This window comes from Bradyrhizobium sp. SPXBL-02 (assembly GCF_051853065.1).
GTDB lineage: Bacteria > Pseudomonadota > Alphaproteobacteria > Rhizobiales > Xanthobacteraceae > Bradyrhizobium.
The window spans coordinates 7,670,181-7,693,664 of record NZ_CP182474.1 but is presented as its reverse complement, the minus strand read 5'-3'; the positions used below and the strand labels follow the sequence as shown (position 1 = coordinate 7,693,664).

Genomic DNA, 23,484 nt, shown 5'->3' with positions numbered 1-23,484 from the left:
GGGATGTGTAGGGTGGGTTAGCCGAAGGCGTAACCCACCTCTTCTGTTTCCGCGGATAGAGACAGTGGTGGGTTACGCTTCGCTAACCCACCCTACGTATCCCGTCCTAAATCTTCGCCGCCGCCTTCGGCCAGTACCGATCGCGCAGGTGTCGCTTCACCAGCTTGCCCGTGGGTGTGCGCGGCAGCTCGGCTTCGAAATCGATCGAGCGCGGGCACTTGATGGCGGAGAGGCGGCTCTTGCAATAGGCGATCAAATCGGCCTCGAGCGACTTGCCGGCGCGGCTCATGTGGTGGGGCTGCACCACCGCCTTGACCTCTTCGCCCATCTCCTCGTTCGGCACGCCGAACACGGCGACGTCGGCGACCTCGGGGTGCGTGATCAGCACGTCCTCGGTCTCCTGCGGGTAGATGTTCACCCCGCCGGAAATGATCATGTAGGACTTGCGGTCGGTGAGGTAGAGAAAGCCGTCCTTGTCGAGATAGCCGACATCGCCGAGCGTGGACCAGCCCTTGGCGTTGTAGGCCTTCTTCGTCTTCTCGGGATCGTTGTGATAGGTGAAGGCGGGTGCGTCGGCGAAATAGACGGTGCCGATCTCGCCGACAGGCTGCTCCTCGTCGTTCTCGTCGAGAATCTTGATCTTGCCGACCACGGCGCGGCCGACGCTGCCGCGGTGCTCCAGCCATTGCTGCGAGTTGCAGACGGTGACGCCATTGCCTTCCGAGCCGGCGTAATACTCGATCAGGATGGGTCCCCACCATTCGATCATCTTTGCCTTGACGTCGATGGGGCAGGGCGCGGCGGCGTGGATCGCGCCCTTCAACGTCGAGACGTCGTACTTGGCGCGCACCTCGTCCGGCAGCTTCAGCATGCGCACGAACATGGTCGGCACCAGCTGGGATTGCGTCACCTTGTATTTCTCGACCAGCTTCAAGAACTCTTCGGCGTCAAAATGCTCCATGATGATGGAGGTGCCGCCGAGCACGATCGCCATCATGTTGAAGCGCAGGGGCGCCGCGTGATAGAGGGGGGCCGGCGACAGATAGGTGCTCTCCGCGTTCATGCCGCACATGTCGGCGCAGAGCACGCGCAGGAAGGCGTTCGGCACGTCGATTCTGTTGCCTTCGAATGCCTTCTTGATTCCCTTCGGGCGGCCGGTGGTGCCCGACGAATAGAGCATGTCGTAGCCGGCGACCTCATCCGCAATCGGCGTGGTCGGCTGCGCCGCGGCCTCCTTGTCGTAGGAGCGGAAGCCGGGCAGGGGGTCGTCCATCATGTAGAAGATCGGCTCGCCGGGCGTGCCCTTGACCAGGTCCTTGATCTGCTCGGCGCATTTCGGTGTGGTGATCACGACCTTGGCGCCGCAATCGGCGATGATGTAGTCGATCTCGTCCTGCTTCAGGTAGCGGCTGATCGCGGTGTAATAGAGCCCGCTCCGCTGTGCGGCCCAGCAGAGCTCCATGAAGGCGAGGCGGTTCTCCATCAACAGCGCGATGTGGTCGCCGGCCTTGAGGCCAAGCGAGCGGAACAGCTGCGCGCCCTGGTTCGAGAGCTCGTCGAGCTCCCGATAGGTGATCGCCTTGCCGGTGCCGGCCATCTGGTAGGCGATCTTGTCGGGCGTCGTCCTGGCGTGGATGGAGGGGTGGGTCATGGTCGAGATCTCGCAACAAAAAAGGTGTCATCCCGGCGAAGGCCGGGATCCATAACCACAGGCCTCGGCTGTTGAAACGAGATGGAGCTCCGGCGCAGCATAACCACAGTCTCCTGTGGTTATGGGTCCCGGATCGGCGCGCGCTTGAGGCGCGCTTGTCCGGGACGACACCGTTTGTATGGCCGCGGCTTACAGCCGTTCCACGATCGTCACGTTGGCCATGCCGCCACCTTCGCACATGGTCTGCAGGCCATAGCGCTTGCCGCGCTGGTGCAGGGCGTGGACCAGCGTCGTCATCAGCTTGGTGCCGGAGCCGCCGAGCGGATGGCCGAGCGCGATGGCGCCGCCATTGACGTTGAGACGCTCGGGGTCGGCGCCCGTAGTCTTCAGCCATGCGGTCGGCACCGAGGCGAAGGCCTCGTTGACCTCGAACAGGTCGATGTCGCCGATCTTCATGCCGGCCTTCTCCAGCGCACGCTTGGTCGCGTGCAAGGGAGCGTCGAGCATGATCACGGGATCGCCGCCCGTCATGGTCATGTGATGGATGCGCGCGAGCGGCTTGACGCCGAGCTGCTTCAGGCCCTTCTCGTTCACCACCATGACGCCGGAGGCGCCGTCGCAGATCTGGCTGGCGCTGGCCGCGGTCAGCTTGCCGTTCTCGGCGATCAGCTTGACGCCCTTGATGCCGTCGAGCGTGACATCGAAGCGGATGCCTTCGTCGATGTGATGGGTGTCCTTGCTGCCGTCGGCGCGGGTGATGTCGAGCGGCACGATCTCCTTCTTGAAGTGGCCTCCTTGCGTCGCCGCGATCGCGCGCTGATGGCTGTTGTAGGAATACTGGTCGAGCTCATCCTTGGAGAGGCCGTACTTCTCGGCCATCATCTCCGCGCCGGTGAACTGGCTGAACACGATGTTCGGATACTTCTTCTCGATGCCCGGGCTCTTGTAATTGCCAAAGCCGTTCTTGGCGGGAAGCTGCGACGACAGGCCCATCGGCACGCGCGTCATCGACTCCACGCCGGCGGCGATCACGACATCCATCGCACCCGACATCACCGCCTGCGCGGCGAAGTGCAACGCCTGCTGCGAGGAGCCGCACTGGCGGTCGATCGAAGTGCCGGGCACGCTCTCCGGCAGCTTTGACGCCATGATCGCGTTGCGCGCGACGTTGTTGGACTGCTCGCCGACCTGCATGACGCAGCCCATGATCACGTCCTCGACCTGGGCGGGGTCGACCTTGGTGCGGTCGACCAGCTCGTCCAGCACCTTCGCGGCGAGATCGGCCGGATGCCAGCCGGCGAGGCGGCCCCCCTTGCGCCCGCCGGCGGTACGCGCGGCGGCGACGATGTAAGCCTCGGCCATGTCGGTCTCTCCCTGAATTCTTGATTGGGTTTGGTTGTCGGGGACGGATTTAAGGGACCGGAGATCGTTTAGTCAATCGATCAATTAACTCTTGTGATGAGGCGCTGCTTGCGCTTATCTGCGCCCCGCTTCCAGCGGCCAAACAGGGATCTCCGTGGCTACCAGCGTTCCGAACAGGCTCCCCGCCGGGAAAAATTCCACGGCAGAGAAATTGCTAGTGGCCGCGAGCGAGCTGATGATCGAACGCTCCTCGATCGAGATCTCGCTGTCCGACATCGCGCAGAAGTCGGGCGCCAACGCCGCGCTGGTCAAATATCACTTCGGCAACAAGGACGGCCTGTTGCTGGCGCTGCTGGCGCGGGATGCTGCGACCGAGATGTCCAATCTCGAATATTTGCTGGCGCAGCCGATCACGTCGACGGCGAAGCTGAAGCTGCATATCGGCGGCATCATCCGCGCCTATCACCGGTTCCCCTATATGAACCGGCTGATCCACTATCTCTTGCACGAGACCAGCGCGAGCTCTGCCGACGAAGTCTCGAAGTTCTTCGTTGCGCCGCTGTTGGACTTCCACCGCCGCCTGCTGGCTGAAGGCGTCAGCCGCGGCGAATTCCGCCCGACCGATCCGGTGCTGTTCTACACCAGCCTGATCGGTGCGTGCGATCATCTGTTCTTCGGCCGGCACGCGATGTCCCGCGCGACCGGCGTCGGCCCGGTCACCGACGATGTCTGCCGGCAATACATCAAGCACATGGAAACGCTGATCTGCGGCGGCATCCTCACGCAAGCCGAGGAAGCCGCCGCGGCCGGATAGTCCGGCCAACACGTCACAAGTCTAGAGAAGAAACGCCCAAGTAAAAGGTAGAGGAAAGGTACAAGCGATGCAGTTGAAAGACGTAGCCGTTCTCATCACCGGCGGTGGTTCGGGCCTTGGTGCCGCGGCCGCCCGCGCCATGGCGGCCAAGGGTGCCAAGATCGGCGTGATCGACCAGAGCAAGGAAAACGCCGAGAAGGTCGCCACTGAGGTGAAGGGCGTGGCGCTGCATGCCGACGTCACTAGCGAGGAGCAGATCAAGGCAGCGATCGTGAAAGCGGAAGCCGCGCACGGCGTCGCCCGCGTGCTGATGAACTGCGCCGGCATCGGCGGCTCGCAGCGCATCGTCGGCCGCGACGGCGTCTACCCGCTCGAAAAGTTCGCGCGTATCATCAACGTCAACCTGATCGGCACCTTCAACTGCCTGCGTCTGTTCGCCGAGCGCCTCGTCACGATCGAGCCCGTCGGCGAAGAGCGCGGCGTCATCATCAACACGGCCTCGGTTGCGGCCTACGAAGGCCAGATCGGCCAGATCGCCTATTCGGCGTCGAAGGGTGGCGTCGTGGGCCTGACGCTGCCGGCCGCGCGCGATCTCGCCAGCCAGAAGATCCGCGTCAACACCATCGCGCCCGGCCTGTTCTTCACGCCACTGCTGATGGGCTTGAACGAAGAGGCCCGCAAGAGCCTGGGCGCCCAGGTGCCGCATCCCTCGCGTCTCGGTGACGCCGCCGAATACGGCATGCTCGCGGTGCACATCGTCGAGAACCCGATGCTGAACGGCGAGACCATCCGCCTCGACGGCGCCATCCGGATGGCGCCGCGGTAGAAGAGGCTCTTTTCTTACCCTCCCCTGGAGGGGGAGGGTCGGCGCGAAGCGCCGGGGTGGGGTGATCTCTCCACTCGGGCAGTGTGGTGAGGAGAGACCGTCACCCCACCCCGCTCGCGCTGCGCGCGATCGACCCTCCCCCTCCAGGGGAGGGTGGTAGTCCGGCCCATGACTGATGTGCGAGGCCCCATGTCCCAACCGCTGCTGATCGAGCACAACGACGGCGTCGACCGGGTGACGCTGAATCGGCCCGAGCAGCTCAACGCGCTCGATCCTGCGCTGATCGATGCGCTCAACACCTATTTCCAGGGCCTGCAGCGCAATCGCGACACGCGCGTCGTCGTGCTCAAGGGCGCCGGCAAGAATTTTTGCGCCGGCCTCGATCTCAAAGCCGCGATGGCGCGCCGGGCCGGACAGCAGGAGCCTCCCGGCGTCACGGAGTCGCTGGATTCGCAGCGCCGCATCGCCGACATCGTGATGCTGATGCGGCGCTGCCCGCAGCCCATCCTGGCGCTGGTGCAGGGCGCGGCCGCCGGCGGCGGCTTCGCGTTGGCGCTGGCCTCCGACATCCGCATCGCAACGAGATCGGCGCGGATGAACTGCGCCTTCATCAAGCTCGGTCTCGGCGGCTGCGACATCGGCACCAGCTATTTTCTGCCGCGCCTCGTCGGTGTCTCCGTCGCATCCGAGCTGATCCTCACCGGGCGCTTCATCGGCGCCGAGCGCGCGCTCGCGGTCGGCCTCGTCTCGGAGGTCGTGGACGAGGACAAGCTCGATGACGCGGCCGAGCCTTATGTCGAGGCGATGATGACGGCCTCGCCCGTGGGCCTGCGGCTATCCAAGGAATGTCTCAACATGAGCGTCGATGCCGGCTCGCTCGAAGCGGCGATTGCGATGGAGGATCGCAACCAGGTCCTGTGCAGCCGCTCGGAAGAGTTTTCGGAAGGCATCAGGGCCTTCCTTGAGAAGCGAAAGCCTGTCTATATCAGGCGCTGAACGATCAAGATCCGCAAAGGACAATAATTCCGGGAGACGCAAAATGAGTGGAAGTGCGGCGGCAGTAATGACGAAGCCCGCCTTTCGCAAGGTTCAGTGGCTGGAGCGCGACATCGCGATCGAGCGCCGCGGCGACGGCACGGTGGTGCTGAAGTCGCGCATTCCGCTGCAGCCTTATGAGAAGCACATCCCGGCCTCGCTGGCGAAATGGGCGAAGGAAGCACCCGAGCGCATCTGGCTGGCGCAGCGCGGCGGTCCGAACCGCGAATGGCGCAAGGTGTCCTATGGCGAAGCCAAGCGCATCGTGGACGCGCTGACGCAAGGCCTGCTCAATCTCGAACTCGACGGCCGGCCCGTCGCGATCCTCTCCGGCAATTCGATCGAGCATGCGCTGATGACGCAGGCTGCGATGCAGGCGCGCGTCCCGGCAGCGCCGGTGTCGCCGGCCTACTCGTTGATGAGCCACGATCACGTCAAGCTGAAATACCTGTTCGACCTGATCAAGCCGGCCGTATTGATGGTGCAGGACGGCCCGACCTTCGAGAAGGCGCTGAAGGCGCTGGACCTCCGCGGTGTCACCGTGGTTCACGTCGCGCGGCCATGCGAGGGCATCAAGAGCGTCAGCTTTGCCGAGCTCGCGGCAACGCCTGTTACGGCCGATGTCGAGGCCTCGATCGCGAAGATCACGCCGCAGACCGTCGGCAAGCTGCTGTTCACGTCGGGCTCAACTGGGATGCCCAAGGCCGTCATCAACACGCAGGAGATGATGTGCGCCAATGCGGCGATGATGATGCAGGTGCGGCCGCGCGATCCGAACGGGCCGATCTCGACCATGCTGGACTGGATGCCCTGGAACCACACCATGGGCGGCAACGCCGCGTTCCACCCGATCCTGGTCGACGGCGGCACGCTCTATATCGACGACGGCCGGCCGATGCCGGGCCAGTTCGAGGAGACGCTGCGCAATTTGCGCGAGATCTCGCCGACCTATTACGCCAACGTGCCCGCCGGCTACGCCGCGCTCGCCGCCGCCATGGAGAAGGACGACGCGCTCTGCCGCTCATTCTTCAAGAATCTCTCGATCATGGCCTATGGCGGCGCGCGCCTGCCTGACGATCTCTATGAGCGCATGCAGGCACTGGCGGTGAAGACCACCGGCGAGCGCATCGTGTTCTATACCGGCTGGGGCTCGACCGAGACCGCGCCGACCTCGACCGGCACCTATTGGGACACCGAGCGCGTCGGCCTGATCGGCCTGCCGTTCCCCGGCGTCGATCTGAAGATGGTGCCGTGCGGCTCGAAATACGAACTGCGGCTGCGCGGCGTCAACGTCACGCCTGGCTATTTCGGTCAGCCGGAGCTGACGAAGAAGATGTTCGATGAGGAAGGTTTTTACTGCATCGGCGATGCCGGAATCTTCGTCGACGATTCCGATCCGGTGCAAGGCATCATCTTTGCCGGCCGCGTGGTGGAGGACTTCAAGCTCACCACCGGCACGTTCGTGCATGTCGGCTCGCTGCGGACCGATGCGATCGCAGCCGCAACGCCGGTCGTGCACGACGCGCTGGTCGCGGGGCAGGACCGCCCGTTCATCGGCCTGCTCGCCTGGCCGAACCTGCACGCCTGCCGCCAGCTCGTCGGCAATCCCGATCTGGGCTTTGCCGATGCGGTGAAGCACCCCGAAGTGATCGCCTGTTTCAGGCGCGGCCTGGAAGCCCACAACCGCGAATGCGAAGGCGCCAGCAGCCGTATCATCGCGCGCGCGATGCTGATGGTCGAGCCGCCCTCGATCGATGGCAACGAGCTCACCGACAAGGGCTACATCAACCAGCGCGCCGGCCTCGAACGCCGCGCCGCGCTGGTGGAGCGGCTGTATGCGGACACGCCGGGTGAAGATGTGATCGTGCTGCGATGAGGCACCGCTCTCTCAACTCGTCATTCCGGGGCGCGCGCAGCGCGAGCCCGGAATCCATCAGGCCGCATAGGCGCGGCGAAATGGATTCCGGGCTCGCCGCTACGCGGCGCCCCGGAATGACGGCATCAATACCAGCGACAAACAATAAGAGGTAAACCCGCCATGAACTTCGATTTCTCCGACGATCAAAAGCAGCTCCGCGACCAGGCGCGCAAGTTCCTCGCGGAAAAATGCTCGCCCAAGGCGGTGCGTGTCGTGCTCGACGGCAAGGCGCCTTACGACAAGGAGCTGTGGAAGGGCCTCGCCGAGATGGGTTTTCTCGGCGTCGCCATTCCGGAAGAGTTCGGCGGCGCGGGTGCGGGCCATCTCGAGCTGTGCGTGATCGCGGAGGAGATGGGGCGGGCCAATGCGCCTGTGCCGTTCTCTTCGACCGTGTACCTCGCCGCCGAAGCGCTGCTGATCGCGGGCAGCGACGCGCAGAAGAAGAAATGGCTGCCGGCGATTGCTGCCGGCGAGGCGATCGGCACGCTGGCGCTGTTCGAGGGCAAGGGCAATCCGTCGCCGAAGAACGTCAGGCTGACGGCTGCGAACGGGGTGCTCAATGGTGTCAAGAAGCCGGTCGCCGACGGCGGCATCGCCGACTTCGCGGTGGTCGCCGCGCGCACCGGATCGAGCGGTCGCGAGAACGACATCTCGCTGTTCCTGGTCGATCTCAAGGCCGGCGGCGTCGACGTGAAGAGCCTCACCAATCTCGATCCGACCCGCGGACAGGCCGAGATCACCTTCAAGGACGCCAAAGCCGAGCCGCTGGGAGCTGCCGGCGAAGGCTGGAGCATCCTCACCCAGGTGCTCGACCGCGCCGCCGTGCTGTGCGCGTTCGAGCAGGTCGGAGGTGCTGATCGCGCCTTGGAGATGGGCCGCGACTACGCGCTGGACCGCATCGCCTTCGGTCGCCAGATCGGCTCCTTCCAGGCCGTCAAGCACATGCTCGCCGACATGTACGTGTCGGCAACGCTGGCGCGCTCCAACAGCTATTACGGCGCCTGGGCGCTCTCGACCAATGCGGCCGAGCTGCCGGAAGCTGCCGCCGCCGCGCGCATCAGCGCGACGCAGGCGTTCCAGCACTGCGCCAAGAACAACATCCAGGTTCACGGCGGCATGGGTTTTACCTGGGAGTTCGACTGCCACATGTACTACCGCCGCGCCAACGCCATGGCGCTGGGCCTCGGCAGCCTGTCCTATTGGGAAGACCAGTTGATCGACCGGATGCGGAAGAAGAACGCGGCGTGATGACAGGTGCGTAGGGTGGGTTAGCCGAGCGGATTGCGCGAAGCGCAAGTCGCTTGGCGTAACCCACCTCTTCTTCCGATGTGGAAACCAAAGAGGTGGGTTACGCCTTCGGCTAACCCACCCCACGAAATGCGAGAGAGTTGCCATGAACTTCGACGACACCCCACAGGAAGCCGAGTTCCGCGCCACCGCCCGCGCCTGGATCAGCGCGAACGCGCCCAGGCAATACGAGGACGAGCTGCGCAAATCCTCGCTCGGCCGCACCGTGCTCAAGAACGCCAATATCCTGGAGGTCGCAAAAGCCTGGCAGAAGAAAAAGGCCGACGCCGGCTGGGCCTGCCTGCACTGGCCGAAGGAGTATGGCGGCCGCGGTTCATCGCCGATCGAGCGCGTGATCTGGTCGCAGGAGGAGGGGCCGTTCGGCCAGCTCTCCCGCATGTTCATCATCGGCCACGGCATGTGCGGGCCGACCATGATGGCGTTCGCGCGCGAGGAACATAAGCGCAGCTATCTGCCGCCGCTCGCCTCCGGCGAGAAGGTCTGGTGCCAGCTGTTCTCCGAGCCCGCCGGCGGCTCGGACGTCGCGGGCTTGCGCACGCGCGCGGAAAAGGACGGCGACGACTGGGTGATCAACGGCCAGAAGATCTGGACCTCCGGCGCACATTATTCCGACTACGGCATTCTGCTCACCCGTACCGATCCGACCGTGCCCAAGCACAAGGGCCTCACCATGTTCTTCCTGGACATGAAGAGCCCGGGTGTCGAGGTGCGGCCGATCAAGCAGGCGAGCGGCGCCTCCGATTTCAACGAGGTCTATTTCACCAATGTCCGCATCCCCGACCATCAGCGCCTCGGCGAGGTCGGTGACGGCTGGAACGTCTCGCTGACCACACTGATGAACGAGCGCAGCGCGATCGGCGCGGCCGTCTCGACCGGTTTCCCGGAATTGTTCGAGTATTGCTCCAGCCTGATGCTCGACGACGGCCCGGCGATCGAGGATCGCGCGGTACGCTCGAAGCTGGCGCACTGGGCGGTGAAGGCAAGCGGGCTGAAGTACACCAGCATGCGCGCGATCTCGGCGCTGTCGAAAGGCGAGCGGCCGGGGCCGGAAAACTCGATCGGCAAGCTGGTGGCGGGCTCCATGATCCAGGACGTTGCGACCTACGCGCTGGATCTGCAAGGAGCCGCGGGTGTCATCAGCGGCGAAGATGCCGAGCTCGCCGGCCGCTTCCAGGCGATGCTGCTGCGTGCGCCGGGCACCCGCGTCGAAGGCGGCACCGACGAGATCATGCGCAACATCATCGCCGAGCGGGTGTTGGGCCTGCCCGGCGATATCCGTGTCGACAAGGACGTGCCGTTCAACAAGATCCCGACGAAGGGAAGATGAGTCCGAATTCGTAGGGTGGGTTAGCGAAGCGTAACCCACCATGCTCGCAACGATACTCGACAGAAGTGGTGGGTTACGCCTTCGGCTAACCCACCCTACGCAGAAGTGAGGTCCGCCATGAATTTCGACGACACCCCGCAGGAAGCCGCGTTCCGCGAGACCGCGCGCAAATGGGTCGAGGCCAACGCGCCCAGGGAGTTGCATGCCGAGCTGTCGAAATCCTCGCTCGGCCGCATTCGCCTTGCCAATCACGACATCGTCGATGTCGGCAAGGCCTGGCAGAAGAAGAAGTTCGAGGGCAATTGGGCCTGCCTGCACTGGCCGAAGGAATATGGCGGACGCGGCGCGACGCCGATCGAGAAGGTGATCTGGCAGCAGGAGGAAGGCGTTTACGGCAAGCTGACGCAGCCGTTCCAGATCGGCGAGGGGATGTGCGGCCCGACCGTGATGGCGTTCGGCAGCGAGGACGCCAAGCGCCGTTACTTGCCGAAGCTCGCATCGGGCGAGGAGATCTGGTGCCAGCTGTTCTCCGAACCGTCCGCCGGCTCGGACGTCGCGGGCCTGCGTACGCGCGCGGAGAAGAAGGGCGACAATTGGGTCGTCAACGGCCAGAAGATCTGGACCTCGGGCGCGCATTATTCCGACTATGGTCTCCTGATCGCGCGCACCGACCCGAACGTGCCCAAGCACAAGGGCCTCACCATGTTCTTCCTGGACATGAAGAGCCCCGGCGTCGAGGTGCGGCCGATCAAGCAGGCCAACGGCATGCAGGAGTTCAACGAGGTCTATTTCACCGACGTCGTGATTCCCGACAGCCAGCGGCTGGGCGCCGTCGGCGACGGCTGGAACGTGTCGCTGACCACGCTGATGAACGAGCGCATGTCGATCGGCGCGCGGCTCGCGACCGGCGTGCCCGAGATGTTCGAGCTCTGCTCGAACCTGGTACTGGAGGATGGCCTCGCCATCGACGATCCCGCCGTGCGCTCGAAGCTCGCGAGCTGGGCGGCCAAGTCGAACGGGCTGAAATACACCAGCTACCGCACGATCTCGGCCTTGTCGAAGGGCGAGCGGCCGGGCCCGGAGAATTCGATCGGCAAGCTGGTCTCGGGCATGATGCTGCAGGACATCGCGACCTACGCCATGGACCTGCAGGGCGCGGCCGGTGTTCTCACCGGCAACGACGAGGAAACGGCGCAGGGTCAATTCCAGCAGATGCTGCTGTCCTCGCCCTCGATGCGCATCGCCGGCGGCACCGACGAGATCCTGCGCAACATCATCGCCGAGCGCGTGCTGGGCCTGCCGGGCGATATCCGCGTCGACAAGGACGTGCCGTACAACAAGATCCCGACCAAGGGGCGGTGATCGCGCGTCGCGCGGTGTTGCGGGTGGGCCAAGGCGCAAAGCGCCATGCCCACCCTTGCCTGTTGCTCATTCCACCCCGATCGTCGTCAGGTCCTGGAACCAGTGCTGCGCCTGCACGAACTGCTTGATCTTCGGTGACAGCGCGTGCGGGTTGGTGTCGTGGACGACCCAGACCAGCACGGCATCGTCCACGATCAGCGCGTGCGCCTGCGCCAGCAATTGGTCCTGCTTGGCGCTGTCGAAAGTCTGCTTGGCCTCGTCGATCAGCGCGTCGACCTTCGGGTTCTTGTAGCCGCCCCAATTGACGCCGACCGGCGCGATCTGGCCGGAATGGAAGAAGCGGACGATGGCGTAGAGCGGATCTGAGGTGACATAGGCGATGTTGTTGGAGGTGATGCCGGCGTTCATCTCGTCCGCCGCGCCCTTGCGCCAATGCGTATAGAGCGTCTCCAGCTCGACCACCTTGTAGTCGATCTCGATGCCGATCTCCTTGAAGCTTTGCTGCAGGAATTCGTTCATCGGCAGCGATAGCATCTGGCCGGTGCCGCCCTGCGCGATGATGAAGGTGGTCTTCAGCGGCTTTGCTTTGGAATAGCCCGCTTCCTCCACCAGCTTCTTGGCGGCAGCGAGATCATATTTCAGCTCGAAGCTGGGCTTGCCGAACCAGGGGCTCGACGGGTCGACCTGGCCCTTGGCGGGCTTGGCAAGGCCGTTCATCAGGCCGACGACTTCGTCGCGGTTGATCGCAAGGTTCAGCGCCTTGCGCAGGCGGATGTCGGTCCAGGGCGAGCCCGGCAGCACGCTGAGGTGATAATTCCAGACATGCGGCGTGACGTTGTCGACCAGCTTCATGCCGGCCGCCTTCAGCTGCGGCACGGCATCGGGCGCCGGCGTCTCGATCAGGTCGACCTGGCCGGCGAGCAGCGCGTTGGTGCGCGTCAGCGCTTCCGGCATCGGCACCAGCACGATCTTGTCGACCTTCGGAATCCGCTTCTTGTTCCAGTAGTCCGGATTCTTCGCTAGCTCGGCAAGCTCGCGCGGCACCAGCTTCGTCAGCTTGAACGGGCCGGTACCGGAGGGCTGGCTGGCGAACTTGTCCCAGTCCTTGCCGAGCTTTTCATATTGCGCCGGGCTCGAGACCAGGAACCACAGCATCTGATAGGGGAAGAAGGAATCCACCGTCTTGGTGGTGATCTCCACCGTGAAGTCGTCGATCTTGGCGTAGCTGGCGACGGAGGGGAGGCGGGTCTTCACCTGCGCGCTCTGCCGCTTGTCGAATTGCGGCGCCTTGTCGTTGAGCACCTTGTCGAGATTCCAGATCACCGCATCGGCGTTGAACTCGCTGCCGTCGTGAAACTTCACGCCCTTGCGTAGGGTGAACCGCCACTTCGTCTTGTCGGCATCGTCGACCTTCCATTCGGTGGCGAGGCCCGGCACCAGCTTGCCGGGGCGATCGGCAACGTCCATCTCCCAGGCCACCAGCGGATCGTAGATCGTGTAGGCCGTGAACTGATAGGCGCCGGCGCCGCGATCGGGCTGGCCGGTGGTGAGCGGAATGTCCGCCATCGAGATGCCATAGCGCACCACGGTTTCGGCGCGCGCCGAGATCGCGGAAACTGCCAGCGCAAGCACGGCGAGACAGGTCGATAGACGAATACGCATGGCCCAAAGCTCCCAGGAGATTTCGGGGCCAAACCTGCAATCTTGATGCCAGAATAGGCAGCCGGGCTGCTCTGTCTTCAATCGATCACAAGGACTTGTCGTCGCACGGGCAATTCGCAGAAAATGTTTCTCCTTGGCATAGCCATTGCATACGATTGCATCAAAATTAATCATCGAAAGCCGAAGAAGGATCGACGCGATGCTTATCAAGAACAAGAAAACTCGGGCGGCGCTGATCGCGCTCTTGGCGCTGGGCAGCGCGGCCGCATGGCCGCGCGTGGCGAGTGCGGAAACTGTGCTGCGCATCGGCATGACGGCTGCCGATATTCCGCGCACCCTCGGTCAGCCCGATCAGGGGTTTGAAGGCAACCGCTTCACCGGCCTCACCATGTATGACGCGCTGACCAGCTGGGATCTGTCCTCGGCGGACAAGCCGAGCGTGGTGATCCCCGGCCTTGCCACCGAGTGGCAGGTCGACGATGCCGACAAGACCAAATGGACCTTCAAGCTGCGCCCCGGCGTCACCTTCCATGACGGCTCGCCGTTCAACGCCGACGCCGTGGTGTGGAACGTAGAGAAGGTGCTGAAGCAGGATGCGCCGCAGTTCGACGCCAGCCAGGTCGGCGTCACGGCCTCGCGCATGCCGACGCTGGCGTCTGCGAAGAAGATCGACGACATGACCGTCGAGCTCACCACCAAGGAGCCCGACAGCTTCCTGCCGATCAACCTCACCAATTTGTTCATGGCGAGCCCGGCGAAATGGCAGGCCTTCTACGACAAGGCCGAAGGCGCCGACGCCAAGGCGAAGTCGCAAGCCGCATGGACTGCGTTCGCCAAGGACGCCTCGGGCACCGGCCCGTGGAAGATGGCGAGCTTCACGCCGCGCGAGCGGCTCGAGCTGGTCAAGAACGCGAGCTACTGGGACAAGGCCCGCGTGCCCAAGATCGACAAGATGGTGCTCCTGCCGATGCCGGAAGCTAACGCGCGCACCGCGGCGCTGCTGTCCGGCCAGGTCGATTGGGTCGAGGCACCGGCGCCGGACGCGCTGCCCGAGCTCAAGCAGCGCGGCTTCAAGCTCTCCGCCAATGAGCAGCCGCACGTTTGGCCGTGGCAGTTCTCCCGCGTCGAGGGTTCGCCCTGGAACGACATCCGGGTGCGCAAGGCGGCGAACCTCTGCGTCGACCGCGAAGGCCTCAAGGACGGCCTGCTCGCCGGCCTGATGGTGCCGGCGTCCGGCACCTTCGAACCCGGCCATCCCTGGCGCGGCAAGCCGAGCTTCGAGATCAAGTACGACAAGGCGGCTGCGCAAAAGTTGATGCAGGAGGCAGGCTACGGTCCCAACAAGAAGCTGACCGTGAAGACGCAGACGTCTGCGTCCGGCTCGGGCCAGATGCAGCCCTTGCCGATGAACGAATACCTCCAGCAGGCGCTGGCCGAATGCTATTTCGACGTAAAGCTCGACGTCATCGAGTGGAACACGCTGTTCACCAACTGGCGCCGCGGCGCCAAGGATCCCAGTGCCAACGGCTCGCACGCGACCAACGTCACCTATGCGGCGATGGACCCGTTCTTCGCGCTGGTGCGCTTCCTGCAATCGGGCATGGCACCGCCGGTCTCGAACAATTGGGGCTTCATCAACAACCCCAAGTTCGACGAGCTGGTGAAGAAGGCGCGCCAGACCTTCGATCCCGCCGCGCGCGATGCCGCGCTTGCCGAGCTGCACGCGGCCTCCGTCGACGACGCCGCCTTCCTCTACGTCGCCCACGACGTCGGCCCCCGCGCCATGAGCCCGAAGGTGACAGGCGTCGTGCAGCCGAAGAGCTGGTTCATCGACTTCTCGCCGGTGTCGATCGCGCAGTAATTCGCGCCGCGCACTCGCTGCACCCTCTCCCCTTGCGGGAGAGGGTGGCTTCGCTTTAGCGAAGCCGGGTGAGGGGTCTCTCTCCGCGGATGTCCCTTTCGCGTCGTAACGACTGTATCCGGGGATAGAACCCCTCATCCGGCGCTTCGCGCCACCTTCTCCCACAAGGGGAGAAGGGAAGAAAAGAACCAAACGTGCTCGCCTATACCGCCAGACGCATTGTCTACGTCGTCCCCATCGTCATCAGCGTCGCGCTGGTGTGCTTCCTGCTCGTGCACATCACGCCGGGCGATCCGCTGGTTGCCGTGCTGCCGGCCGATGCGTCGCAGGAGCTCGCCGCGCAGCTGCGCGCCGCCTATGGTTTCGACCGGCCGCTGCCGGTGCAGTTCGGCCTGTGGCTGCTGCGTGCCCTTCATGGCGATCTCGGCAATTCCATCGCGACGGGGCGTCCGGTGCTGGCCGAGGTCATGCGTGCGGTCGGCAACACCGTCACGCTCGCGATTGCCGCCGCCATCATCGGCTTCACCATGGGCATCCTGCTCGGCCTGATCGCCGGCTATTTCCGCGAGACCTGGATCGACAAGGTCGCGACCTCCTTTGCCATCGCCGGCGTCTCAGTGCCGCATTACTGGCTCGGCATGCTGCTGGTCATCATCTTCTCGGTCCAGCTGAACTGGCTGCCCGCGGTCGGCGCCGGCCCCGGCGGCTCCAACTCCTGGGCCTGGGATTGGGCGCACCTCAAATATCTCGTGTTGCCGGCGATCACGACCTCGGTGATCCCGATGGGCATCGTCACCCGCACGGTGCGCGCGCTCACCGGCGATATCCTCAGCCAGGACTTCGTCGAGGCCTTGCGCGCAAAAGGCCTGCACGAGCGCGGCGTGTTCCGTCACGTCATCAAGAACGCCGCGCCCACCGCGCTCGCGGTGATGGGGCTCCAGCTCGGCTACATGCTCGGCGGCTCGATCCTGATCGAGACCGTGTTCTCCTGGCCGGGCTCGGGCTTCCTGCTCAACTCCGCGATCTTCCAGCGCGACCTGCCGCTGCTGCAAGGCACGATCCTGATCCTGGCGCTGTTCTTCGTGTTCCTCAATCTCCTGGTCGACATTGCCCAAGCCGCGATCGACCCGCGCATCAAGCGGGGCTGATGGCATGAGCCCAGCTGTCGCCACGCAAACGGTGCGCTCCCTCCCCCGCCTGCGGGGGAGGGTCGGGGAGAGGGTGTCTCCGCAATCGAGAACCCCCAAGAGGCGAAAGCCCTCACCCGCGCCTGCGGCGCGACCTCTCCCGCAAGCGGGAGAGGTGCACCGCCTTCCGGGCTTGCATCGATTGAAACAATGCGCACCGGGAGCCAGCCGATGAGCGAGCTTCCGTTGTCCGCCACCGCCGATGCCGCGCTGCAGGCCGCGCCTGCCACCAAGGCGCGCGGCTATTGGGCGACCGTCGGCCGCCGCATCATGCGGGACAAGGTCAGCATGGCCTGCGCGCTGGTGCTGCTGCTGATCTTCCTCTCCGCGATCCTCGCGCCGTGGCTCGGTCTCGAAGATCCCTACAAGGGCTCGATGATCCGCCGCCTCCGCCACATCGGCACCACAGGCTATCCGCTCGGCACCGACGAGCTCGGCCGCGACATGCTGGCGCGGCTGATCTATGGCGGCCGGCTGTCGCTGGTGATCGGCATTTTGCCGGTGATCCTGGCCTTCTGCATCGGCACCTCGCTCGGCATCATTGCCGGCTATGTCGGCGGCAAGCTCAACACCGCGATCATGCGCACGGTGGACGTGTTCTACGCCTTCCCCTCGGTGCTGCTGGCGATCGCGATCTCCGGCGCGCTCGGCGCCGGCATCCTCAATTCCATCGTGGCGCTCACCATCGTGTTCGTGCCGCAGATCACCCGCGTCGCCGAGAGCGTCACCACGGGCGTGCGCAACATGGACTTCGTCGAGGCGGCGCGTGCCTCCGGCGCGGGCGCCTTCACCATCATGCGCGTGCACATCCTCGGCAACGTGCTGGGCGCGATCTTCGTCTATGCCACCAGTCTCATTTCGGTCTCGATGATCCTGGCGGCCGGCCTGTCCTTCCTCGGCCTCGGCACCAAACCGCCAGAGCCGGAATGGGGCCTGATGCTCAACACCCTGCGCACCGCGATCTACGTCAATCCTTGGGTCGCAGCCTTGCCGGGCGCGATGATCTTCGCAGTCTCGATCTGCTTCAATCTCCTTTCGGACGGCCTGCGCAGCGCCATGGACATCAGGAACTAGAGATCATGATGCGCAAGCACACTGTCGCGGCGTCCTCCGTACACCCCTCCCCGATGGGGAGAGGTGAAGGACAACGGCCATGAGCGAGAGCAACACGTCCGTCGCCATGCTGGAGCCGGTCGAGGACCGCGGCGGCGTCGCGCAGCCGCTGCTTCAGGTCAACGGCCTGACCAAGCACTTTCCGGTGCGCGGCGGCCTGTTCGCCGCCAAGCGCACCGTGCGTGCCGTCGACAATGTCTCCTTCTCCGTCGCCAAGGGCGAGACGGTCGGCATCGTCGGTGAGTCCGGCTGCGGCAAGTCCACCACCGCGCGCCTCCTGATGCACCTGATGCCGCGCGATGATGGCGACATCATCTATGACGGCATGAGCGTCGGCCAGTCGCTGAGCTTGCGCGAGCTGCGCCGCGGCATGCAGATGGTGTTCCAGGACTCCTACGCCTCGCTCAATCCGCGCCTGACGATCGAGGAATCCATCGCCTTCGGCCCCAAGGTTCACGGCATGGCCGACGGCGCGGCGCGCAACCTGGCGCGCGAGCTGCTCGGCAAGGTCGGCCTGCGCCCGGAAAACTTCGCGAGCCGCTACCCGCACGAGATCTCCGGCGGCCAGCGCCAGCGCGTCAACATCGCGCGAGCGCTGGCGCTGTCGCCGCGGCTGGTGATCCTGGACGAGGCCGTCTCCGCGCTCGACAAATCCGTCGAGGCGCAGGTGCTCAACCTGCTCGCCGATCTCAAGCGCGAATTCGGCCTCACCTATCTCTTCATCAGCCACGACCTCAACGTCGTGCGCTACATCTCGGACCGCGTGCTGGTGATGTATCTCGGCGAGGTCGTCGAGCTCGGCCCGGTCGACCGGGTCTGGGACAGCCCGGCGCATCCCTACACCCGGGCGCTGCTCGCCGCGATGCCGTCCTCCGATCCTGATAGCCGCACCGAGACGCCGCCGATCACGGGCGATCCGCCCAATCCGATCGATCCGCCCTCCGGCTGCCGCTTCCACACCCGTTGCCCGTTTGCGGAGCCGCTCTGCGCAAATGCGACACCAAAGCTCACCGCGCTGGATAATATGGGGCACGAGGCCGCGTGCTACATGGCGATACCGGGTTCGGGCCATAGCCGCGCCCCCAGGGGAGAAACCGCATGACGAGACCGACACCGAAAGAGATCAAGCCGATCGCGCAGGTCGCCGGCGTGCCTGTGGACGACGAGATCGCGACCCGCATCTCCAACGCCATCGGCCCCGCCTTCGAAGGCTTCGCCGCCATCGCCGGCACGCTGCCGTTCGATCTGGAGCCGGCCACCTATGTGCTCGTGCAGACACAGAAGGTGTCGAAATGAGCCGTGAGCCCGCTCTGATGACGCTCACCGAGGTCGCGCGCGCGATCGCGATGAAGCAGGTGTCCTCGCACGAAGCGACGCGCGCGCTGCTGCAGCGCATCGCGCAGTGGCAGCCGCATCTCAACGCCTTCATGTCGATCGAGGCCGAGACTGCATTGAAAGCGGCGGATGCCGCCGATGCGGAGCTCGCCAAGGGCAATGTCCGCGGTCCCCTGCATGGCGTGCCGCTCGCGCACAAGGACATGTATTACGATGCCGGCCACGTCGCGACCTGTGGCTCGCTGATCCGCCGCGATTTCGTGCCGAACGTCACGTCCACCGCCTTGCAGCGGCTGAAGGACGCCGGCCAGATCCGGCTCGGCACGCTGCATCTCGCCGAGTTCGCCTATGGTGCGACCGGGCATAACAGCCATTACGGCCCGGTGCGCAATCCCTGGAACGTGGCGCATATCACAGGTGGCTCGTCCTCGGGCTCCGGCTCGGCGGTTGCAGCGCGCCTGACCTATGCCGCGCTCGGCTCCGACACCGGCGGCTCGATCCGCATGCCCTCGCATTTCTGTGGTGTCACGGGGCTCAAGACCACCTGGAGCCGCGTCAGCCGCGCCGGCGCCATGCCGCTGTCGCAATCGCTCGACACGGTCGGCCCGCTCGCCCGCACCGCGGAGGATTGCGCGCTGCTGCTGGCGTTGACGGCCGGCCCGGATCCGGAGGATCCGACCGCGAGCCTCGAGCCTCTCTCGGACTACGTCGCCGCGACCAAGGGATCCCTGAACGGCCTCAAGATCGGCGTGCCCGCGACCTACTATGTCGACGATCTCGACAGCGAGGTCGCGCGCGTGCTCGACGAGACCATTGCGGTGCTCAAGCGCGAGGGCGCCGACATCGTCAAGGTCGAGCTGCCGGACCAGCGGCAATTGCAGGCGGCGAGCCAGCTCGTGCTGGCCGCTGAAGCCGCCGCCTTCCACAAGCGCTGGCTGATCGAGCGTTCGCAGGATTACGGCGCGCAGACATTGATGCGCCTCCAGAACGGCCTCGCCGTTCCCGCCATCACTTATATCGAGGCGATGCGTTGGCGCGGGCCGGCGCTCGCGGCCCACAATGCCGCGACGGCAGGCGTCGATGCGGTGATCGCGCCGGCGTCCCCGGTGCCGGCGCCGACGATCGAGGAGAGCGACGTCGGCGGCGGCCCGAACGCGCCGGCGCTGTTGCAGCGGCTCACGCTGTTCACCCGCCCGGTGAACTTTCTGGGCCTGCCGTCGCTGACCATTCCTTCGGGCTTCACCAAGGCCGGCCTGCCGGTCGGCATGCAGCTGATCGGCCGCTCTTTCGATGAAGCCACCCTCCTCACCATCGGCGCCGCGTTCCAGCGCGCGACCGACTATCACGACCGATTGCCGAAACTGCCGTCATGACAAACCTCGTCGAGATCTCAGGCCTCAACATCCGCTTCACCGGCGAGCGCACGGTCTATGCCGTGAACGACCTCAGCCTCTCGCTCGGCAACAGCGAGGTGCTGGGCCTGCTCGGCGAGTCCGGTTCGGGCAAGAGCGTGACCTTGCGTGCGCTGATGCGGCTGCTGCCGAAGAAGCGCACGCAGATCTCCGGCACGGTCAATGTCATGGGCCGCGATGTGCTCGCGATGAACGACGAGGAGCTGTCGTCGTTCCGCGGCCAGACTGTCTCGATGATCTTTCAGGAGCCCGCGCTCGCGCTCGATCCGGTCTACACGATCGGCGCGCAGATCGCCGAAAGCGTGGTGCGCCATGAAGGCAAGAGTTTTGCGGAAGGACGCGCACGCGCGCTCGAAATGCTCGAGGTAGTGCGCATTCCCTCGGCCAGGCGCCGGCTCGATGCCTATCCGCACGAAATGTCGGGCGGCATGCGCCAACGCGCCATGATTGCGCTGGCGCTGGCCTGCCGGCCAAAAATCCTTCTGGCGGACGAGCCGACCACCGCGCTGGATGCCACCGTGCAGATCCAGATCCTGTTGCTGCTGCGCGAGCTTCAGCGCGAGTTCGGCATGTCCGTCATCTTCGTCACCCACGACATCGGCGTCGCCATCGAGATCTGCGACCGCGTCGCGGTGATGTATGCCGGCCAGATCGTGGAGCAGGGGACCCTGCGCGACATCGTCCGCTCGCCCGTGCATCCCTATGCCAAGGGCCTGCTCGCCTCCACCATCCACGGCGCCAAGCGGGGCCAGCGGCTGGAGACCATCCCCGGAACGCCGCCGTCGCTGGCCGAGAAGCCGCACAATTGCTCGTTCGCTCCCCGCTGCAAGCTGGCCGAGCCGCGCTGCCTGGAGCAATTGCCGGGGAATGTGGAGGTCGGCCCGGGCCGGGCGGCCAGATGCGTCCTGGCGGAGCCGGTCACCATGGGGTCGTAGTTCGGATGAGTTGACGCGGGCGGCGCCAGCGTTCCCAGCATTCACACCCCATTCATCCCGATTCCCGTTCCATGGCCCCCGCTCACGGAGAGGGACCTCACAGATGCACATTTCCAACGAAGGCCTGCTCGTCATCCTGTTCGTCGGCCTCGTCGCCGGCTGGCTCGCCGGCAAGATCGTGCGGGGCGCCGGGTTCGGCATTATCGGCGACATCGTGATCGGCATCTGCGGTGCGCTGGTGGCGAGCCTGCTGTTTCCAAAGCTTGGAATCCGCCTCGGCACCGGCCTGATCTCCGAGATCGTCTATTCCGCGATCGGCGCGGTCATCCTGCTGCTGGTGGTCCGGCTGGTGCGCGGCGGGGGCCGGCTCTAGCCCCGCCTTCGGCTGAGTGGAACTCGAGCCGCACCTTTCCCGGAAGCGGCTGAAAGCCTGCAAGAAAAAGCCGCAAGCCTGTGAAATTCCGGACTTGCGCGGACGGCTGTCGGGGGTAGATGTGGCCCATCAGGCCGCGGATTAAATTCGGCCGTGTCGGACGGCTGGAAAACAGATGTTAATCCGAGGCGAGTACTCCTTGAATCGCCTTTGAAATCAGGGCTTTGCCCTTTAGCCGAAAGAGATCAGACTGATGGCAGCCATCCCTGGCGTCCGCCGTTCGGAGCTCGGTGATGCCTTGCGCGCTTGTCGCACGGCCTTCATCGGCGTCGGCCTGATGAGCTGCATGATCAACCTGCTCTATCTGACCGGGTCGATCTTCATGCTGGAGGTCTACGACAGGGTGCTGCCGAGCCGCAGCATCCCGACCCTGGTCGGCCTGATCATCCTCGCCAGCTTCCTCTACATGGCGCAGGGCGTGCTCGACATGATCCGCAACCGCATCCTGGGGCGGATCGGCACCTCGCTCGACGAGGCTCTCAACAAGCGCGTGTTCGACACCATCGTGCGTCTGCCGCTGCTGGTCGGCAGCCGCAACGAGGGCCTGCAGCCGCTACGCGATCTCGACAATGTCCGCTCCTTCCTCGGCGGCATGGGCCCGAGCGCGTTCTTCGACCTGCCCTGGCTGCCGCTCTATCTCGCCATCTGCTTCGCCTTCCACGTCATGATCGGCGTCACCGCGCTGGTCGGCGCCGTCATCCTGGTCGGGCTGACGCTGGTGACCGAGTTCATGTCCCGCCAGCCGGCGAAGGAGGCGATGGGCCTCGCCGCCCAGCGCAACGACCTCGCCCAGGCCAGCCGCCGCAACGCCGAAGTGATGGTGTCGATGGGGATGGCCGGCCGGATGAACCAGCGCTGGAGCGAGGCCAACGAAAAATACCTCGCCGGAAATCAGCGGGCGAGCGACGTCGCCGGCGGTCTCGGCGCGGTCGCAAAGGTGCTGCGCATGATGCTGCAATCGGCCGTGCTCGCGGTCGGCGCCTATCTCGTCATCCACCAGGAGGCGACCGCCGGCATCATCATCGCCGGCTCGATCCTGTCCGCCCGCGCGCTCGCGCCGGTCGATCTCGCCATCGCGCACTGGAAATCCTTCGTCGCGGCGCGGCAGAGCTGGCATCGCCTGACGCGCCTGCTGGAGCAGATGCCGGCGCAGGCGACGCCGACCCAGTTGCAGGCGCCGACCAGCCGGCTCTCGGTCGAAGGCGTCGCCATGGTGCCGCCCGGCGATCAGCGTCTCGTGGTGCAGGATGTCACCTTCGCGCTCACCGCCGGCAACGGCCTCGGCGTGATCGGCCCGAGCGGCTCCGGCAAGTCGTCGCTGATCCGCGCGCTGGTCGGGGTCTGGCAGCCGGTGCGCGGCAAGGTGCGGCTCGACGGCGCGGCGCTCGATCAATGGTCGAGCGACGCGCTCGGCCGCCACATCGGCTATCTGCCGCAGGACGTCGAATTGTTCGGCGGCACCATCGCGCAGAACATCAGCCGGTTCGATCCCGAGGCCACCTCCGAGGCGATCATCGCCGCGGCCAAGGAGGCCGGCGTGCACGAGATGATCATCAAGATGCGCGAGGGCTACAACACGCAGGTCGGCGAGCAGGGCGCCGCGCTCTCCGCGGGCCAGGCCCAGCGCGTGGCGCTGGCGCGCGCGCTCTACGGCAACCCCTTCCTGATCGTGCTCGACGAGCCCAATTCCAATCTCGACACCGAAGGCGACGAGGCGCTGACCCGCGCCGTCCGCGCGGCGCGCGAGCGCGGTGCCATCGTCGTCGTGGTGGCGCACCGGCCGATCGGCGTCGAGGCGGTCGACCAGATCCTGGTGCTGCGCGACGGCCGCATGCAGACTTTTGGTCCCAAGGAGCAGGTGCTCGCCCAGGTGCTGCAGCCGCGGGTGACGCCGCCGGCCCCGATCAAGATCGTCAGCGAAGGCGGAGTGGCCAAACCATGAG

The 23,484-nt window shown here is 65.3% G+C and carries 19 protein-coding genes; 16 read left to right on the top strand and 3 right to left on the bottom strand.

Going from position 1 to position 23,484, the window contains the following annotated elements:
- Positions 1 to 106 precede the first annotated feature (106 nt).
- Both ACNJYD_RS35740 and ACNJYD_RS35735 read right to left on the bottom strand, forming a co-directional pair.
- Entirely contained in the window at positions 107 to 1,651 is a 1,545-nt protein-coding gene (locus ACNJYD_RS35740) for an acyl-CoA synthetase (RefSeq protein WP_439364758.1), read from the bottom strand.
- A 189-nt stretch (positions 1,652 to 1,840) separates the two neighbouring features.
- Entirely contained in the window at positions 1,841 to 3,013 is a 1,173-nt protein-coding gene (locus tag ACNJYD_RS35735) for an acetyl-CoA C-acetyltransferase (protein WP_439364757.1), read from the bottom strand.
- A gap of 235 nt (positions 3,014 to 3,248) precedes the next feature.
- Between ACNJYD_RS35735 and ACNJYD_RS35730 the strand changes: the two genes are divergently transcribed.
- From ACNJYD_RS35730 to ACNJYD_RS35700, 7 genes are all read left to right on the top strand, one after another.
- Positions 3,249 to 3,827: a TetR family transcriptional regulator gene (locus ACNJYD_RS35730; protein ID WP_246572001.1), complete on the top strand. Its 579-nt coding sequence runs from the start codon at positions 3,249 to 3,251 to the stop codon at positions 3,825 to 3,827.
- A 67-nt stretch (positions 3,828 to 3,894) separates the two neighbouring features.
- Positions 3,895 to 4,653 carry an SDR family NAD(P)-dependent oxidoreductase gene (locus ACNJYD_RS35725; protein WP_439364756.1) on the top strand — a complete coding sequence of 253 codons (759 nt, stop codon included), beginning with the start codon at positions 3,895 to 3,897 and terminating at the stop codon, positions 4,651 to 4,653.
- Between the two features lie 189 nt (positions 4,654 to 4,842).
- Positions 4,843 to 5,649 (top strand): enoyl-CoA hydratase/isomerase family protein, encoded by an 807-nt coding sequence (locus ACNJYD_RS35720; RefSeq protein WP_439364755.1) that lies wholly within the window; start codon positions 4,843 to 4,845, stop codon positions 5,647 to 5,649.
- A gap of 43 nt (positions 5,650 to 5,692) precedes the next feature.
- Entirely contained in the window at positions 5,693 to 7,564 is a 1,872-nt protein-coding gene (locus tag ACNJYD_RS35715) for an AMP-binding protein (RefSeq protein ID WP_439364754.1), read from the top strand.
- Between the two features lie 162 nt (positions 7,565 to 7,726).
- A complete protein-coding gene (locus tag ACNJYD_RS35710; protein WP_439364753.1) occupies positions 7,727 to 8,854 on the top strand; it encodes an acyl-CoA dehydrogenase family protein in 1,128 nt (375 codons plus the stop codon).
- 145 nt (positions 8,855 to 8,999) lie between these two features.
- Positions 9,000 to 10,241, top strand: coding sequence for an acyl-CoA dehydrogenase (locus ACNJYD_RS35705; RefSeq protein ID WP_439364752.1), 1,242 nt, complete (start codon positions 9,000 to 9,002; stop codon positions 10,239 to 10,241).
- A 117-nt stretch (positions 10,242 to 10,358) separates the two neighbouring features.
- Positions 10,359 to 11,603, top strand: coding sequence for an acyl-CoA dehydrogenase (locus ACNJYD_RS35700; protein ID WP_439364751.1), 1,245 nt, complete (start codon positions 10,359 to 10,361; stop codon positions 11,601 to 11,603).
- Between the two features lie 66 nt (positions 11,604 to 11,669).
- On the opposite strand, the gene ACNJYD_RS35695 is transcribed toward ACNJYD_RS35700, so the two are convergent.
- A complete protein-coding gene (locus ACNJYD_RS35695) occupies positions 11,670 to 13,265 on the bottom strand; it encodes an ABC transporter substrate-binding protein (protein ID WP_439364750.1) in 1,596 nt (531 codons plus the stop codon).
- 199 nt (positions 13,266 to 13,464) lie between these two features.
- Here ACNJYD_RS35695 and ACNJYD_RS35690 point away from each other — a divergent pair, with 199 nt between their 5' ends.
- From ACNJYD_RS35690 to ACNJYD_RS35650, 9 genes are all read left to right on the top strand, one after another.
- Entirely contained in the window at positions 13,465 to 15,126 is a 1,662-nt protein-coding gene (locus ACNJYD_RS35690) for an ABC transporter substrate-binding protein (RefSeq protein WP_439364749.1), read from the top strand.
- Between the two features lie 194 nt (positions 15,127 to 15,320).
- Complete coding sequence (locus ACNJYD_RS35685) at positions 15,321 to 16,274, top strand: ABC transporter permease (protein WP_439364748.1); 954 nt, start codon at positions 15,321 to 15,323, stop codon at positions 16,272 to 16,274.
- 210 nt (positions 16,275 to 16,484) lie between these two features.
- On the top strand, positions 16,485 to 17,387 hold the full coding sequence (locus ACNJYD_RS35680) for an ABC transporter permease (protein ID WP_057028343.1): 903 nt from the start codon (positions 16,485 to 16,487) through the stop codon (positions 17,385 to 17,387).
- A gap of 79 nt (positions 17,388 to 17,466) precedes the next feature.
- Positions 17,467 to 18,528 carry an ABC transporter ATP-binding protein gene (locus ACNJYD_RS35675; protein WP_439364747.1) on the top strand — a complete coding sequence of 354 codons (1,062 nt, stop codon included), beginning with the start codon at positions 17,467 to 17,469 and terminating at the stop codon, positions 18,526 to 18,528.
- Positions 18,525 to 18,722 (top strand): hypothetical protein, encoded by a 198-nt coding sequence (locus tag ACNJYD_RS35670; protein WP_212260027.1) that lies wholly within the window; start codon positions 18,525 to 18,527, stop codon positions 18,720 to 18,722. The genes ACNJYD_RS35675 and ACNJYD_RS35670 overlap by 4 nt, the downstream gene beginning before the upstream one ends.
- Entirely contained in the window at positions 18,719 to 20,134 is a 1,416-nt protein-coding gene (locus ACNJYD_RS35665) for an amidase (protein ID WP_172787021.1), read from the top strand. The genes ACNJYD_RS35670 and ACNJYD_RS35665 overlap by 4 nt, the downstream gene beginning before the upstream one ends.
- Positions 20,131 to 21,108 carry an ABC transporter ATP-binding protein gene (locus ACNJYD_RS35660; protein ID WP_212260030.1) on the top strand — a complete coding sequence of 326 codons (978 nt, stop codon included), beginning with the start codon at positions 20,131 to 20,133 and terminating at the stop codon, positions 21,106 to 21,108. Before ACNJYD_RS35665 ends, ACNJYD_RS35660 begins: the two co-directional genes overlap by 4 nt.
- A 103-nt stretch (positions 21,109 to 21,211) precedes the next feature.
- Positions 21,212 to 21,481: a GlsB/YeaQ/YmgE family stress response membrane protein gene (locus ACNJYD_RS35655; protein WP_025033652.1), complete on the top strand. Its 270-nt coding sequence runs from the start codon at positions 21,212 to 21,214 to the stop codon at positions 21,479 to 21,481.
- 253 nt (positions 21,482 to 21,734) lie between these two features.
- Positions 21,735 to 23,483: a type I secretion system permease/ATPase gene (locus ACNJYD_RS35650; protein ID WP_260381095.1), complete on the top strand. Its 1,749-nt coding sequence runs from the start codon at positions 21,735 to 21,737 to the stop codon at positions 23,481 to 23,483.
- The last annotated feature ends 1 nt before the right edge of the window (position 23,484 follow it).

Bases quoted from the DNA above. Each gene is read 5' to 3' on its own strand.
- ACNJYD_RS35715 (WP_439364754.1), top strand. From the start codon at position 5,693: ATGAGTGGAAGTGCGGCGGCAGTAATGACGAAGCCCGCCTTTCGCAAG.
- ACNJYD_RS35665 (WP_172787021.1), top strand. From the start codon at position 18,719: ATGAGCCGTGAGCCCGCTCTGATGACGCTCACCGAGGTCGCGCGCGCG.
- ACNJYD_RS35725 (WP_439364756.1), top strand. From the start codon at position 3,895: ATGCAGTTGAAAGACGTAGCCGTTCTCATCACCGGCGGTGGTTCGGGC.
- ACNJYD_RS35680 (WP_057028343.1), top strand. From the start codon at position 16,485: ATGAGCGAGCTTCCGTTGTCCGCCACCGCCGATGCCGCGCTGCAGGCC.
- ACNJYD_RS35675 (WP_439364747.1), top strand. From the start codon at position 17,467: ATGAGCGAGAGCAACACGTCCGTCGCCATGCTGGAGCCGGTCGAGGAC.
- ACNJYD_RS35700 (WP_439364751.1), top strand. From the start codon at position 10,359: ATGAATTTCGACGACACCCCGCAGGAAGCCGCGTTCCGCGAGACCGCG.
- ACNJYD_RS35705 (WP_439364752.1), top strand. From the start codon at position 9,000: ATGAACTTCGACGACACCCCACAGGAAGCCGAGTTCCGCGCCACCGCC.
- ACNJYD_RS35695 (WP_439364750.1), bottom strand. From the start codon at position 13,265: ATGCGTATTCGTCTATCGACCTGTCTCGCCGTGCTTGCGCTGGCAGTT.
- ACNJYD_RS35730 (WP_246572001.1), top strand. From the start codon at position 3,249: ATGATCGAACGCTCCTCGATCGAGATCTCGCTGTCCGACATCGCGCAG.
- ACNJYD_RS35650 (WP_260381095.1), top strand. From the start codon at position 21,735: ATGGCAGCCATCCCTGGCGTCCGCCGTTCGGAGCTCGGTGATGCCTTG.
- ACNJYD_RS35720 (WP_439364755.1), top strand. From the start codon at position 4,843: ATGTCCCAACCGCTGCTGATCGAGCACAACGACGGCGTCGACCGGGTG.
- ACNJYD_RS35690 (WP_439364749.1), top strand. From the start codon at position 13,465: ATGCTTATCAAGAACAAGAAAACTCGGGCGGCGCTGATCGCGCTCTTG.
- ACNJYD_RS35655 (WP_025033652.1), top strand. From the start codon at position 21,212: ATGCACATTTCCAACGAAGGCCTGCTCGTCATCCTGTTCGTCGGCCTC.
- ACNJYD_RS35660 (WP_212260030.1), top strand. From the start codon at position 20,131: ATGACAAACCTCGTCGAGATCTCAGGCCTCAACATCCGCTTCACCGGC.
- ACNJYD_RS35670 (WP_212260027.1), top strand. From the start codon at position 18,525: ATGACGAGACCGACACCGAAAGAGATCAAGCCGATCGCGCAGGTCGCC.
- ACNJYD_RS35740 (WP_439364758.1), bottom strand. From the start codon at position 1,651: ATGACCCACCCCTCCATCCACGCCAGGACGACGCCCGACAAGATCGCC.
- ACNJYD_RS35735 (WP_439364757.1), bottom strand. From the start codon at position 3,013: ATGGCCGAGGCTTACATCGTCGCCGCCGCGCGTACCGCCGGCGGGCGC.
- ACNJYD_RS35710 (WP_439364753.1), top strand. From the start codon at position 7,727: ATGAACTTCGATTTCTCCGACGATCAAAAGCAGCTCCGCGACCAGGCG.